This window comes from Enterobacter sp. RCC_40 (assembly GCF_041360735.1).
Taxonomy (GTDB): domain Bacteria; phylum Pseudomonadota; class Gammaproteobacteria; order Enterobacterales; family Enterobacteriaceae; genus Enterobacter; species Enterobacter ludwigii.
In genome coordinates this window covers 1-14940 of record NZ_JBFUPR010000008.1, presented here as the reverse complement: position 1 = coordinate 14940, position 14940 = coordinate 1, and the positions used below count along the sequence as shown (strand labels likewise).

Here is a 14940-nt window from a genome sequence, read left to right as displayed (position 1 = left end):
TTTCCAGTATCCCGCTATCGTCAACGCCTGATAAGCGGTTGAACTTTATTATCAATTGCTTCTCGCGCACGGAAAATACGTGAACGTACCGTGCCGACCGGACAATCCATGATGGCGGCTATCTCTTCATAGCTCAGACCATCCAACTCCCGTAACGTAATTGCCATGCGTAAATCTTCCGGGAGCGACTCGATCGTGCGAAAAACGATTTGTCTCAGTTCTTCTGACAACATTAAGTTCTCAGGGTTCGAAATTTCTTTCAGCGCACCGCCACTTTCGAAGTTTTCGGCGTCGATTGCGTCCACATCACTTGAAGGCGGACGGCGGCCCTGAGCGACCAGATAATTCTTTGCCGTATTGACCGCAATACGGTACAGCCAGGTATAAAAAGCACTATCTCCCCGGAATGAATCCAGCGCGCGATAGGCCTTAATAAAAGACTCTTGTACTACATCAGGCACATCGCCTGACGGTACATAGCGGGAAACCAGGCTCGCCACCTTATGCTGGTAGCGTACCACCAGTAAGTTAAAGGCTTTCTGATCTCCCTTCTGGACCCGTTCAACCAGGACCTGGTCCGTTAACTGCTCGCTCATCCGAGGTAATGTCTCCCCAAACCTAAATTCCACGCGTTATCGAAACGCCACTCTTAAAAAACCGCACTTTGAGCAAGCACCGAATTAGAGTGTCTGATCTTCAATAAGTTCCGTAACGCCTTTGTTTTTGTTCATCGCGCCGCAGACTGTTCATTTTCTCTCATTATAAGTCTGTTCACGATACGCACCACTTTATGACAAGAAACATCTCTTTTCCCGCCAGAAGAGTAACGCAACCCAGTCTTTATTTCACCACAAAATCTGACGCTAACGATCTGCTTCGCAAAATATTTTCTTTCTTTTACGTGGTTTTAATCCTCCGCCTCGAGTTTAGCGGTTACAACTCACATCAAAAAAAACGTGCGATATCTCGCATTCGGATGCTATTCTGACCAAACACTGTTTAGTAAATTAAACAAAATCATGAACACAACACCTGAACTGCATTGTGATGTACTGATCATCGGTAGCGGCGCTGCCGGTCTCTCCCTGGCACTGCGTCTGGCCGAACATCAGAGCGTTATCGTTCTGAGCAAAGGGCCGATAAGTGAAGGTTCTACGTTTTATGCCCAGGGCGGTATTGCCGCCGTGTTTGATGAGACAGACAGCATTGCGTCGCATGTCGACGATACGCTGATTGCCGGGGCCGGGATCGTGGATGCACATGCCGCAGAGTTTGTGGCCAGTAATGCCCGTCATTGCGTGCAGTGGTTGATCGATCAGGGCGTATTATTTGATACACAGGTGCAGCCAAACGGTGAAGAGAGTTACCACCTGACCCGCGAAGGCGGGCATAGCCACCGCCGTATCCTGCATGCCGCAGACGCTACCGGTAAAGAAGTCGAAACCACACTGGTCAGCAAAGCCCTCAGCCATCCTAACATTCAGGTCCTTGAGCGCAGCAATGCCGTTGACCTGATTATTTCCGACAAGATTGGCCTTCCGGGTACGCGTCGTGTCGTGGGCGCCTGGGTCTGGAATCGCAATAAAGAGAAGGTTGAGACCTGTCAGGCGAAGGCCGTGGTGCTGGCGACTGGCGGTGCATCCAAAGTGTATCAGTATACCACCAACCCCGATATTGCCTCCGGAGACGGGATCGCCATGGCCTGGCGCGCCGGTTGTCGCGTGGCAAACCTTGAATTCAACCAGTTTCACCCGACCGCCCTGTTCCATCCTCAGGCGCGTAATTTCCTGTTGACGGAAGCCCTGCGCGGTGAAGGCGCATACCTGAAACGTCCTGACGGCTCCCGCTTTATGCCGGACTTTGACCCCAGGGGCGAGCTGGCACCGCGCGATATCGTTGCCCGCGCCATCGACCATGAAATGAAGCGTCTTGGCGTGGACTGCATGTATCTGGACATCAGCCATAAGCCGGCAGAGTTTATCCGCCAGCATTTCCCGATGATCTACGAAAAGCTGCTGGGTCTGGGGATTGATTTAACCCGCGATTCGGTGCCCATCGTGCCTGCCGCCCACTATACCTGCGGGGGCGTAATGGTTGACGAGCACGGTCGCACCGATGTGGATGGCCTGTATGCTATCGGTGAAGTAAGTTATACCGGGCTTCATGGCGCGAACCGGATGGCGTCGAACTCATTGCTGGAGTGTCTGGTTTACGGCTGGTCTGCCGCGGAAGATATCACGAAGCGCATGCCTTACGCCCGTCAGACTGAAAACCTGCCTGCCTGGGATGAAAGCCGCGTGGAGAACCCGGATGAGCTGGTCGTTATTCAGCATAACTGGCACGAACTGCGGCTGTTTATGTGGGACTACGTCGGGATTGTGCGGACCACGAAACGTCTTGAACGCGCATTACGCCGTATCACGATGCTGCAGCAGGAAATCGATGAATATTATGCCAATTTCCGCGTATCCAATAATCTGCTGGAGCTGCGCAATCTGGTTCAGGTTGCCGAATTGATTGTTCGCTGCGCGATGATGCGCAAAGAGAGCCGCGGTTTGCACTATACCCTCGACTACCCCGATCAACTGGCCGAGTCCGGCCCGTCGATCCTCTCCCCGCAGGTTCACATAAACAGATAAAACGCCTGGGTCAGAGCGGTGTAATCTTCGGAATAACGCTGGTCTGGCCCACGGATCACCATTCGGTCGTTAAAGCATTCACCTTCTTTGGGTGAGAGCGCCAGCAGCACACGGTGCGGCAATCGCCCTTCGGTATCTGCAATATCGGTGCGTAAACGTAATTTCCAGCCAATCTCTTGCGCTATGCCAATAAACGCATTGCCGGTGCTTTCTGGCAGAACCACGCAGAAAAACCCCTCTTCTGAAATAAGCTCTGCGGCACTGATCAGCAGCGCCTTATGGTCGAGGGAGCCGGTATAACGGGCCTGTTCACGCTCAGGCGTTCCGCACTCAACACCGGGCGCGTAGTAGGGAGGATTACTGACAATCAGGTCGTAACGCGCGGTTTGCTCCGGCGTCCAGTCGAGCACATCTGCACATTCAACGTTAATCCGGGCGGCCCACGGAGATTCAGCCGTATTTTCACTCGCCTGCTCTGCCGCCTGCGCATCCAGCTCCACCGCATCTATGGTGACATGCGCTTCGGTACGTTGCGCCAGCATCAGCGCCAACAGCCCGCTGCCCGTCCCAATATCCAGAATACGCTTTACACCTGCGACAGGTGCCCAGGCACCCAGTAAAATACCGTCTGTACCGACTTTCATGGCACAGCGATCGTGAGCGACAAAAAATTGTTTAAACGTAAAACCATCGCGGCGCAACTGCGCTTTGAGTTGAGACATGTCAGGGCAACCTTCTAAGTGAAACTGGAGTAGCATAGGGGAAAGCGAAGTGGCCGCAAAGCGATATCCATACAAACAGATGAAGATTACAGCCGTAACGTCTATAATCAGCGCCCCACACAGAGGTAGAACATGACTGTAACGACTTTTTCCGAACTTGAACTCGATGAAAGCCTGCTCAATGCACTTGAGAGCAAAGGCTTTACACGCCCGACCGCCATTCAGGCAGCGGCCATTCCGCCTGCGCTTGAGGGCCGCGATGTGCTCGGTTCTGCGCCAACCGGCACGGGGAAGACAGCGGCTTACTTGCTGCCTGTGTTGCAGCATCTGCTCGATTTTCCACGTAAAAAATCAGGCCCGCCGCGTATTTTGATCCTGACGCCGACGCGCGAGCTGGCGATGCAGGTTGCCGATCACGCCCGCGAGCTGGCGGCCAATACCCATCTGGATATCGCCACGATCACTGGCGGCGTTGCGTATATGAACCACGCCGAAGTGTTCAGCGAAAATCAGGACATCGTCGTTGCGACGACCGGTCGCCTGCTGCAGTACATTAAAGAAGAGAACTTCGACTGCCGCGCGGTAGAAACACTGATTCTGGATGAAGCTGACCGCATGCTGGACATGGGCTTCGCGCAGGATATCGAACATATCGCGGGTGAGACACGCTGGCGTAACCAGACGATGCTGTTCTCTGCCACCCTTGAAGGGGACGCGATCAAAGACTTCGCAGAGCGCCTGCTGGAAGATCCGGTGGAAGTTTCCGCGACGCCGTCCACGCGCGAGCGCAAGAAGATCCACCAGTGGTATTACCGTGCAGATAACCTTGAACACAAGGTTGAGTTACTTAAGCACCTGCTGAAGCAGGACGATGCCACCCGTACCATCGTCTTTGTGCGTAAGCGCGAGCGTGTGCATGAACTGGCTGAAATGCTGCGTAATGCCGGAATCAATAACTGCTATCTCGAAGGCGAGATGGCGCAGGTTAAGCGTACCGAAGGGATTAAACGTCTGACTGATGGTCGCGTGAACGTGCTGGTCGCAACAGACGTTGCTGCACGCGGGATCGACATTCCGGACGTCAGTCACGTCATTAACTTCGATATGCCACGCAGCGGCGACACCTATCTGCACCGCATTGGCCGTACCGGCCGTGCCGGACGCAAAGGTATCGCGATCTCTCTGGTCGAAGCGCATGACTACCTGCTGCTGCAGAAAATTGGCCGCTACGTTGATGAGCCACTGAAAGCACGCGTTATTGATGAGCTTCGCCCGACCACACGTGCACCGAGTGAAAAAATGACGGGCAAACCGTCTAAAAAAGCGCTCGCAAAACGTGCTGAGAAAAAAGAGAAAGAAAAAGAGAAGCCGCGCGTGAAGCAGCGCCACCGCGATACCAAGAATATTGGTAAACGCCGTAAACCAAGCTCTGCCGCACCAGAGACGAAAACTGAAGAGTAAAAAAAAGCCGGGGAAAACCCCGGCTTTTTTATTCCACCCCCGAGACTGAAACCTTACAGGCTTTCAGTAAAGGTACGCGCAATAACGTCGCGCTGCTGTTCCGGGGTCAGAGAGTTAAAACGTACTGCATAACCTGATACACGAATGGTCAGCTGTGGGTATTTTTCCGGGTGCTTAACCGCATCTTCCAGCGTTTCACGACGCAGCACGTTCACGTTCAGGTGCTGACCACCTTCAACGCGCACTTCCGGTTTTACTTCCATTGGGATTTCACGGTATTCGATTTCGCCCAGTTTGTTCACCGGAACGATTTCATCTTCAGCAAAACCCGCTTTCGCTACTACACAGCGCGCTTCATTTTTCTCGCTGTCCAGCAGCCAGAAAGAGTTGAGCAGGTCGTCATTTGCAGCTTTAGTAATCTGGATACCTGTAATCATGTGTTGCCTCCCTTAGGCTACATTAACTGGTGTCGGCCTCGCGCGGCCAATTGGTAAAACCATTGTTTCTTGTGTGTATATATATCACTCGCACCCCGGTCATTTATTGATTTAAATCAACAAAAACACCAACCACACAAAGAGTGTGGTTTGATTTTATTGTTCCAGATCAATTTCATTGCTTTGCCAGCTCAACTCCTTTCGCATCTATTCAAAATAAATTGAATGACTTACGGTGATTTTATGCCTGGGATTTTGCACCCCGGGTTTTAGCGGTTAAGCTAGGCGCAGAATGTGATTCGCAGGAGAGCGAGATGACGACACCGTTGACCTGGCACGATGTGCTGGCAGAAGAGAAACAGCAGCCCTATTTTATTAACACCCTCAGCACCGTTGCGGCAGAGCGGCAGTCTGGCCAGACGATTTATCCGCCACAAAAAGATGTTTTCAACGCGTTTCGCTATACCGAACTCAGCGATGTGAAAGTGGTTATCCTCGGCCAGGATCCTTACCACGGACCGGGACAGGCTCACGGGCTTGCTTTCTCTGTACGTCCTGGGGTTGCTATCCCCCCTTCGCTTCTGAACATGTACAAAGAACTCGAAAAGACCGTGCCCGGCTTTACCCGGCCCACGCATGGTTATCTGGAAAGCTGGGCGCGCCAGGGCGTGCTGTTACTGAATACGGTACTCACCGTACGTGCCGGTCAGGCACATTCTCACGCCAGCCTGGGCTGGGAAACCTTTACCGATAAAGTCATCAGCCTTATCAACGAGCATCGTGAAGGGGTGGTGTTTTTACTGTGGGGTTCCCACGCGCAGAAGAAAGGGGCGATTATCGACAGGCAGCGTCATCATGTCCTGAAGGCACCGCATCCGTCACCGCTGTCAGCGCATCGTGGTTTCTTTGGTTGTAATCATTTTGTTCTGGCGAACGAGTGGCTGGAAAAACGTGGCGAAACGCCAATTGACTGGATGCCAGTGTTACCGGCTGAGAGTGAGTAACGCAGCGGATGTGCCCGTTTTTAGCGGGCACACCCGACGCACAGTATTATGCTTTATTCTGACGCCACCATTCCGCCAGCAGTACGCCAGTCGCAACGGAAACGTTCAGACTTTCAACATTGCCTGTACCGTCGATAGAGACGCTCAGATCCGCGCTGGAAAGCGCAGCATCGGACAGGCCATCACGCTCCTGACCCAGCACCAGCACCATTTTACGCGGCAGTGTCGCTTTAAACAGCGGCGTAGCGGCATGGCTGGAGGTCGTGACGATGGCATATCCCGCATTACGGAACTGCTCAATGGCATCCAGAACGCTGTCGCCGGTGATCGGCTGAACATGCTCTGCCCCGCCCTCTGCGGTACGGATCGCGGCACCCGATTCCAGCAGCGCGGCATCCTGTAACAGCACGCCTTTCACGCCAAAGTGCGCGCAGCTACGCATCATTGCACCCAGATTATGTGGGTTGCCCACATCTTCAAGTGCCAGCACGCAGTCATCGGCTTCCGCCTGGCTAACCCACTGCTGTACGGTAGTCCCGTTACGTTTTTTGATCAGGAAGCACACGCCACCGTGGTGTTCAGTGCCTGATGCTTTCGTCAGCTCAGCGTCATCCACCACATGGTAGGCTTTACGGTTTGCCGCCATCCAGCGCAGCGCTTCTTTAAAGCGTGGGGTTACACTCTGGATAAACCATGCGCGAACGATGCACTCAGGACGGCTCTGGAACAGCGCCTGGCAGGCGTTCTCGCCATAGACTCGGGTCTCTTCTGCACGCTGACGGCGCAGCACTTCCGGGTCAATAAAGCTTTTCCCGCTGATACCGCCGTGATCGGCTTTTTCAGGCGCCTCATCACCAGGGGCGCGAGAAACGGTACGCCAGGGGGATGAACCCTCGCGCGAGAAATCATCGCGTTTGCGATCGTCACGCTTGCGGTCATCACGTTTGCGGTCATCACCGCGGTTATTTCTGTCATCGCGGGCGGGGCGACGGCCACCGTCTGCACGAGAAGACGCCGGACGCCCGCCACCTTTTCCGGTACGCGGATTTTGGGTGCGTTTATCAGAGTCATCATCACTGCGGACATACATCACTTTGACCTTGCCGCTTTTGTTTTTCATTTCGTCGTTCATGCTTTTCTCCACCAGCGCTGCGCGAAGCGCGCAGATTACCCGATGTGCAAGCTCATAGCCATAAATTCGTACAAAAGCCTGTGACTATTGTTCTCATTGAATAAAACGCATTGTCGTTTCAAACAGGCTGAATGATAATATGTAACATATTAGAAACATTATCGGCATTCTGCCGCTGTCCCACGGCTCTATCAGAGGTTAGTTATGAATACCGTATGTGCCAACTGTCAGGCTCTTAATCGCATTCCGGACGATCGGATTGAAGATGGTGCGAAATGCGGGCGTTGTGGCCATGAACTGTTTGATGGCGATGTTATCAACGCTACGGGTGCTACGCTGGACAAACTCCTCAAGGACGATCTTCCGGTGGTTGTCGATTTTTGGGCACCGTGGTGTGGTCCGTGCCGTAGCTTCGCGCCTGTCTTCGAAGATGTTGCCGAAGAACGCAGCGGCAAAATGCGTTTTGTTAAGGTCAATACCGAAGCAGAACGTGAGCTGAGCGCACGCTTTCGCATTCGCAGCATCCCAACCATCATGATTTTCAAAAATGGTGAAGTGATCGACATGCTTAACGGTGCCGTTCCTAAAGCACCGTTTGATAGCTGGTTAAACGAATCGCTGTAACATTAACGGGGCGCATCTTGTGCCCCGTTCCTTCCTCTGCGAAAATAGGGTTTTTCCTGCACTTCGCCCATGACTGATAACGCTGTTCTTCAACTGCGCGCCGCACGCCTGGCCCGCGCGACTCGCCCTTTTCTTGCCCGCGGCAATCGTGTTCGCCGCTGTCAGCGTTGTCTGCTGCCGCTTAAAGTTTGTCTGTGCGAGACCCTTGCGCCGAGCACGGCGAAGAGTCGTTTTTGCCTGGTCATGTTCGATACCGAACCAATGAAACCCAGCAATACCGGACGCCTTATTGCCGACATTCTGCCGGATACCGCGGCATTTCAGTGGTCACGCACGGAACCGCCTCAAGCCCTGCTCGACTTAGTAGCAAACCCGGACTATCAGCCAATGGTCGTATTTCCGGCCTCGTATGCTGGCGAAGATCGCCAGGTGCTTTCGGCACCGCCATCAGGTAAACCGCCGCTGTTTATTATGCTGGACGGAACCTGGACCGAAGCGCGAAAAATGTTCCGCAAAAGTCCTTATCTCGATTCATTGCCGGTGATTTCGGTCGACCTTTCCCGCGTCTCGGCCTACCGCCTGCGAGAAGCGCATGCTGACGGGCAGTACTGTACCGCTGAAGTGGCGATTGCCCTTCTGGATTTAGCGGGAGATACCGTCGCGGCAGGTGCGCTGGGGAGCCATTTCTCCCGCTTTCGTGAACGTTACCTGGCAGGAAAAACCGTTCATAAGGGCAGCGTCACAGCAACGGAGACAGAAAACGTTTAAAATCATCAGGTCGCTTGCATTCACAGGAGGCCTGCATGAGCCAGCGAGGGTTAGAAGCGCTACTTCGTCCTAAATCCATTGCCGTTATCGGTGCATCAATGAAACCGGATCGCGCAGGCTATCTGATGATGTGTAACCTGCTGGCTGGCGGATTTAATGGCCCCGTCATGCCTGTGACGCCTGCCTATAAGGCTGTTCAGGGGGTGCTGGCATGGCCGGACGTGCAGAGCCTGCCTTTCATACCGGACCTTGCCATCCTGTGTACAAATGCGAAACGTAATCCAGCCCTGCTGGAGTCGCTCGGCAGGAAAGGATGTAAAACCTGCATTATTCTCTCGTCTCCGCCCGAACAGCAGCCGGAGCTTCTGGCATGCGCCAGTCGCTACCAGATGCGCATTCTTGGGCCAAACAGTCTGGGCCTGCTCGCCCCGTGGCAGGGGCTGAATGCCAGCTTCTCCCCGGTCCCTATCCGCAAAGGCAAACTCGCTTTTATTTCGCAATCGGCTGCGGTATCGAACACGATCCTCGACTGGGCGCAACAGCGTGAGATGGGTTTTTCCTACTTCATTGCTCTGGGTGACAGCCTGGACATCGACGTTGATGAACTGCTCGATTTTCTGGCTCGCGACAGCAAAACCAGCGCCATTCTTCTTTATCTTGAGCACCTGAGCGACGCCCGTCGTTTTGTGTCAGCTTCCCGTAGCGCGTCCCGTAACAAACCGATTCTGGTGATTAAAAGCGGGCGTAGCCCCGCCGCCCAGCGTCTGCTGCAGTCGCATTCCGGCATGGATCCCGCCTGGGATGCCGCGATTCAACGCGCGGGTTTGCTGCGGGTTCAGGATACACACGAGCTTTTTTCCGCCGTCGAGACGTTAAGCCATATGCGTCCATTACGCGGTGAGAAGTTAATGATTGTCAGTAATGGCGCGGCTCCTGCCGCACTTGCACTGGATGAACTGTGGCTGCGCAATGGCAAGCTGGCCACCCTGGGTGAGGAGACGCTTCAACGCCTGAAAGAAGCGCTGCCGGCAAGCGTTAGCCCGGGCAATCCCCTCGATTTGCGCGATGACGCCAGTAGCGATCACTATATCAGGGCGATCTCCCTTTTACTGGATAGCCAGGATTTCGACGCGCTGATGATTATTCACTCCCCCAGCGCGGTCGCGCCCGGGAGTGAAAGCGCGCGCGCACTGATTGACGCCGTCCGGAACCATCCTCGTGGTAAATATGTCACTCTGCTGACCAACTGGTGCGGTGAGTTCTCTTCCCAGGAGGCACGACGCCTGTTCAGTGAAGCCGGTCTGCCCACCTACCGCACTCCGGAAGGCACGATTACGGCGTTTATGCATATGGTGGAGTATCGCCGCAACCAGAAGCAGCTCCGTGAAACCCCGGCTTTACCGGGTAACCTGACGGCGAACACCGCCGATGTTCATCGGCTTTTACAGCAGGCTATCGAAGAGGGAGCCACCTCGCTTGATACGCACGAAGTGCAGCCGATTCTGGGCAGTTACGGGATGCAAACCCTGCCCACCTGGATTGCCGGCGACAGCGCCGAAGCCGTGCATATTGCCGAACAAATTGGCTATCCCGTTGCCCTCAAGCTTCGCTCACCGGATATCCCGCATAAGTCTGATGTCCAGGGGGTGATGTTATACCTGCGGACTGCGACCGAGGTACAGCAAGCCGCTGATGCCATATTCGACCGGGTCAAAATGGCCTGGCCTCAGGCGCGGATCCACGGGCTGCTGGTGCAAAGCATGGCTAATCGCGCGGGCGCTCAGGAGCTGCGCGTGGTGGTTGAATACGATCCTGTCTTTGGCCCGCTTATCATGCTGGGGGAAGGCGGCGTCGAGTGGCGTCCTGAGGAGCAGGCGGTCGTGGCTTTGCCACCACTGAACATGAACCTGGCGCGCTATCTGATCATTCAGGCCATCAAAAGCAAAAAAATCCGGGGCCGAAGCGCGCTGCGCCCTCTTGATATTGCCGGGTTGAGTCAGTTCCTGGTGCAGGTGTCTAACCTGATTGTTGATTGCGCGGAGATCCAGCGGCTGGACATCCACCCGCTGCTCGCCTCCGGCAGTGAGTTTACGGCCCTGGACGTCACGCTGGATATCGCGCCTTTCGAGGGTGACAGAGAGAGCCGCCTTGCGATCCGCCCGTATCCTCTGCAGCTGGAGGAGTGGGTGGAGATGAAAAACGGAGAGCGCGCGTTATTCCGCCCTATCCTGCCGGAAGATGAACCGCAGCTGCGCACGTTCATCTCTCAGGTAACGAAAGAGGATCTTTACTATCGCTATTTTAGCGAAATCAACGAATTTACCCACGATGATTTAGCCAATATGACCCAGATCGACTACGATCGAGAAATGGCATTTGTCGCCGTTCGTCGTTCCGATAAGGGCGATGAGATCCTCGGCGTTACGCGTGCTATTTCCGACCCGGATAATGTTGATGCGGAGTTTGCTGTGCTGGTGCGCTCCGATCTGAAAGGGTTGGGTCTGGGGCGACGGCTGCTGGAAAAACTCATCAGTTATACGCGAGATCACGGATTGTTACGCCTCAATGGCATTACTATGCCTAACAATCGCGGTATGGTGACCCTGGCGCGAAAACTTGGATTTGACGTTGATATTCAGCTGGACGAAGGTATTGTGGCCTTATCCCTGAGCCTGATATCAGCGGATAAAGCCGAGTAAGCTACTGGAAATGTTACCCACTTTGGACGGGACTGGTGGTATCATTGTCCGCTTATGTTGTTTGCATGGTACAGACAACCCTTCAATGAACAGAGAAGAAACGCACTGTGATGTTGTCAAAATTTAAGCGTAATAAACATCAACAACACCTTGCTCAACTACCGAAGATTTCTCAGTCAGTTGATGATGTAGAGTTCTTTTACGCTCCCGCCCATTTTCGGGAGACGCTTCTGGAAAAGATTGCCGGCGCTACGCGTCGCATTTGCATTGTGGCCCTGTATCTTGAACAAGATGAAGGTGGGCGCGCGATCTTAAATGCGCTCTATGAAGCCAAGCGTCAACGTCCGGAACTGGATGTTCGCGTGCTGGTCGACTGGCACCGCGCTCAGCGTGGCCGTATAGGCGCTGCTGCTTCAAACACCAATGCTGACTGGTATTGCCGCACGGCGCAGGAAAATCCTGGCGTCGATGTGCCCGTTTACGGCGTACCTGTAAATACCCGGGAAGCGCTCGGCGTCCTTCATTTCAAAGGGTTCATCATTGATGACAGCGTGCTGTACAGCGGCGCGAGCCTGAATGATGTTTACCTCCATCAGCTCGATAAATATCGATATGACCGTTACCATCTGGTTCGTAATCCGCAGATGGCGGATATCATGTTTAACTGGGTTGATAAGAACTTAGTACAGGGTCGCGGCGTAAATCGTCTTGACGATCCACACCGTCCTAAAAGCCCGGAAATTAAAAATGATATCCGCGCGTTCCGCCAGGAACTGCGTGATGCGGTCTACCATTTCCAGGGCGATGCCAATAACGAAGAGCTGTCCGTTACACCGCTGGTGGGGTTAGGCAAATCAAGCCTGCTGAACAAAACGATTTTCCACCTGATGCCGTGTGCGGAGCAGAAACTCATCATCTGCACCCCTTACTTCAACCTTCCCGCCGTGCTGGTGCGTAATATCATTCAGCTGCTGCGTGATGGTAAAAAAGTTGAAATTATCGTCGGTGACAAAACGGCTAACGACTTCTTTATTCCTGAAGATCAACCGTTCAAGATTATCGGTGCCCTCCCTTATCTCTATGAGATTAACCTGCGCCGTTTCCTGAGCCGTTTACAGTATTACGTTAACACTGACCAGCTGGTCGTGCGTCTGTGGAAAGATGAAGACAACAGTTATCATCTGAAAGGAATGTGGGTCGACGATGAATGGATGCTGCTTACGGGCAATAACCTGAACCCTCGCGCCTGGCGTCTGGATCTCGAAAATGCCATCCTGATCCATGACCCGAAACATGAGTTAGCGACCAGTCGTGAACGTGAGCTCGAGATTATTCGCACGCATACCACTGTGGTTCAGCATTACCGCGAACTGCAGAGCATTGCCGATTACCCGGTGAAAGTCCGCAAGCTTATTCGTCGCCTGCGTCGAATCCGTATTGACAGACTTATCAGCCGTATTCTGTGATGTCCAGGCCCTGTCAGCGACAGGGCTTTTTTTTGGAGTCCGCTAATGCGTTTTCTTCTCTTGCTGAGTGCTCTCTTTCTCAGTGGCTGTAGCCATATGGCTAACGATAGCTGGTCCGGGCAGGATAAAGCGCAACACTTTCTCGCCTCCGCAATGTTGTCCGCTGCCGGTAATGAGTATGCACAACATCAGGGGTACAGTCGGGATCGTAGTGCGGCAATCGGCCTGATGTTCTCTGTAAGCCTTGGGGCTTCAAAAGAACTGTGGGATAGCCGCCCCGCGGGGAGCGGCTGGAGCTGGAAAGACTTTGCCTGGGACGTAGCCGGTGCCACGACCGGCTATGCCGTATGGCAGATGGCACGCTATTAGAGACGAATACCTTTACCCTTTCGATGCAACATCAGGGAGACAATAAAGGCCAGTGCCCCCATCACCGTCACGTACCAGAAGAAGGTTGTTTCCGTTCCCCATGATTTAAGCGACAGCGCGACGTACTCCGCAGAGCCACCGAACAGCGCATTGGCGACCGCATAAGAAAGCCCTACCCCCAAAGCGCGTACCTGTGCCGGGAACATCTCAGCCTTCAGGATCCCACTGATCGATGTGTAAAAACTGACAATGACCATCGCCAGCATGACCAGACCAAAGGCGGCATACGGTGAGGAAACGTGCTGAAGCGCAGTTAAAATAGGAACAGTACATAACGCGGACATGCCGCCAAAAATCAGCATTGACGTGCGACGCCCTATTTTATCGGAGAGCGCGCCAATAAGTGGCTGAATCAGCATAAAGACGAACAACGCGGCGGTCATGATAGCGCTGGCGACGTTGGCGTGCATGCCCGTGGTGTTCACCAGATATTTTTGCATGTAGGTGGTGAAGGTGTAAAAGCTGAGAGAACCGCCCGCGGTGAACCCGAGAACCATCAGGAAAGCTTTGCGGTTACGCCACAGCCCTTTAAACGATCCCGCCTCCTTCAGCGCCCGGACCTCTTTTTGCGAGGTTTCATCCAACTGACGACGCAACCAGAGTGCGACGACCGCCAGTACAGCGCCCATCGCGAAAGGAATTCGCCATCCCCACTCATGAAGCTGGCTGTCGGTAAGTACCTGCTGCAGAATAACCACCACCAGAATGGCCAGAAGCTGGCCACCAATAAGCGTGACGTACTGGAAAGAGGCGTAAAATCCTTTCCGGCCTTCAAGGGCAATTTCACTCATGTAAGTGGCGCTGGTACCGTATTCTCCTCCAACAGAAAGTCCCTGGAACAGACGAGCCAGTAGCAAAAGAGCCGGCGCCCATGTCCCGATAGCGTCATAACCGGGAAGACAGGCGATCACCAGCGAGCCAAAGCACATCATGCAGACCGAAATCAGCATGGATGCCTTACGTCCTCGACGGTCTGCGATCCGTCCAAACAACCATCCACCAATGGGGCGCATTAAGAAGCCCGCAGCAAATACGCCAGCCGTTTGCAGAAGCTGTGTGGTGGTGTTGCCGGACGGGAAGAAGATATGTGCGAAGTAAAGTGAACAGAATGAGTAGACGTAAAAGTCGAACCATTCCACCAGGTTCCCTGAAGAGGCACTGACGATTGCCCATACCCTTCTACGGGAATCACTGGCAGCCAGCGTCCCGTTCGATGTTATGCTTTCTGTCATTGTGATTATGCTCCTGCCATAAAAACGGCATGCTGAGTCCTGAGAACTCACGATCTTGTAAAGCAAATGTTATTATTTTGTTATAAATAACATTGAGAGTAAGATCACATTTTCTGTTAGCAAGGTAAGTTATAGGATAAAGACTAAGGGTCGTTGGCTGGTGTGGCGGTGTGCAGTCTGATGCCGTCTTCGACGACGGAAAAAAACAAAAGCAAAAAACCCCGCACCATACGGTACGGGGTTCTTTTAATTGATGCCTGGCAGTTCCCTACTCTCACATGGGGAGACCCCACACTACCATCGGCGCTACGGCGTTTCACTTCTGAG

General features: G+C 53.7%; 13 protein-coding genes. 8 read left to right on the top strand and 5 right to left on the bottom strand.

The window, feature by feature from the left end:
• Positions 1-20: 20 nt before the first annotated feature.
• Positions 21-596: an RNA polymerase sigma factor RpoE gene (gene rpoE, locus AB6731_RS20175; protein WP_006176728.1), complete on the bottom strand. Its 576-nt coding sequence runs from the start codon at positions 594-596 to the stop codon at positions 21-23.
• Positions 597-1019: 423 nt separating this feature from the next.
• Here rpoE and nadB point away from each other — a divergent pair, with 423 nt between their 5' ends.
• Positions 1020-2639 carry an L-aspartate oxidase gene (gene nadB, locus AB6731_RS20170; RefSeq protein ID WP_371006728.1) on the top strand — a complete coding sequence of 540 codons (1620 nt, stop codon included), beginning with the start codon at positions 1020-1022 and terminating at the stop codon, positions 2637-2639.
• Here nadB and AB6731_RS20165 read toward each other — a convergent pair.
• Positions 2624-3361, bottom strand: a complete 738-nt coding sequence (locus AB6731_RS20165; RefSeq protein WP_020882999.1) for a tRNA1(Val) (adenine(37)-N6)-methyltransferase — start codon at positions 3359-3361, stop codon at positions 2624-2626. The two genes, nadB and AB6731_RS20165, sit on opposite strands and share 16 nt — an antisense overlap.
• A gap of 132 nt (positions 3362-3493) precedes the next feature.
• On the opposite strand from AB6731_RS20165, the gene srmB reads away from it, so the two are divergent.
• The gene (gene srmB / locus AB6731_RS20160) at positions 3494-4822 is read left to right on the top strand and encodes an ATP-dependent RNA helicase SrmB (RefSeq protein WP_020882998.1); all 1329 of its coding nucleotides are present in this window, start codon (positions 3494-3496) and stop codon (positions 4820-4822) included.
• 53 nt (positions 4823-4875) lie between these two features.
• Here srmB and grcA read toward each other — a convergent pair whose 3' ends face one another.
• Positions 4876-5259 (bottom strand): autonomous glycyl radical cofactor GrcA, encoded by a 384-nt coding sequence (gene grcA / locus AB6731_RS20155; RefSeq protein WP_013098327.1) that lies wholly within the window; start codon positions 5257-5259, stop codon positions 4876-4878.
• Between the two features lie 314 nt (positions 5260-5573).
• Here grcA and ung point away from each other — a divergent pair, with 314 nt between their 5' ends.
• Entirely contained in the window at positions 5574-6263 is a 690-nt protein-coding gene (gene ung, locus AB6731_RS20150; protein WP_025203444.1) for a uracil-DNA glycosylase, read from the top strand.
• Between the two features lie 46 nt (positions 6264-6309).
• On the opposite strand, the gene AB6731_RS20145 is transcribed toward ung, so the two are convergent.
• The gene (locus tag AB6731_RS20145) at positions 6310-7395 is read right to left on the bottom strand and encodes a tRNA/rRNA methyltransferase (RefSeq protein ID WP_025203443.1); all 1086 of its coding nucleotides are present in this window, start codon (positions 7393-7395) and stop codon (positions 6310-6312) included.
• A 204-nt stretch (positions 7396-7599) separates the two neighbouring features.
• On the opposite strand from AB6731_RS20145, the gene trxC reads away from it, so the two are divergent.
• The 5 genes from trxC (at position 7600) to AB6731_RS20120 (ending at position 13321) form a co-directional block, all read left to right on the top strand.
• Positions 7600-8019, top strand: a complete 420-nt coding sequence (gene trxC, locus AB6731_RS20140) for a thioredoxin TrxC (protein WP_014171226.1) — start codon at positions 7600-7602, stop codon at positions 8017-8019.
• A 69-nt stretch (positions 8020-8088) separates the two neighbouring features.
• Entirely contained in the window at positions 8089-8787 is a 699-nt protein-coding gene (gene tapT / locus AB6731_RS20135; protein ID WP_020882995.1) for a tRNA-uridine aminocarboxypropyltransferase, read from the top strand.
• A 35-nt stretch (positions 8788-8822) separates the two neighbouring features.
• Entirely contained in the window at positions 8823-11486 is a 2664-nt protein-coding gene (gene pat, locus AB6731_RS20130) for a protein lysine acetyltransferase (RefSeq protein ID WP_371006727.1), read from the top strand.
• 110 nt (positions 11487-11596) lie between these two features.
• Entirely contained in the window at positions 11597-12952 is a 1356-nt protein-coding gene (pssA, locus tag AB6731_RS20125) for a CDP-diacylglycerol--serine O-phosphatidyltransferase (RefSeq protein ID WP_371006767.1), read from the top strand.
• A 45-nt stretch (positions 12953-12997) separates the two neighbouring features.
• Positions 12998-13321 carry a YfiM family lipoprotein gene (locus AB6731_RS20120; RefSeq protein ID WP_044867571.1) on the top strand — a complete coding sequence of 108 codons (324 nt, stop codon included), beginning with the start codon at positions 12998-13000 and terminating at the stop codon, positions 13319-13321.
• Here the strand turns inward: AB6731_RS20120 and AB6731_RS20115 are convergent.
• Positions 13318-14613 carry an MFS transporter gene (locus tag AB6731_RS20115; protein WP_025203439.1) on the bottom strand — a complete coding sequence of 432 codons (1296 nt, stop codon included), beginning with the start codon at positions 14611-14613 and terminating at the stop codon, positions 13318-13320. The two genes, AB6731_RS20120 and AB6731_RS20115, sit on opposite strands and share 4 nt — an antisense overlap.
• Positions 14614-14940: the final 327 nt, after the last annotated feature.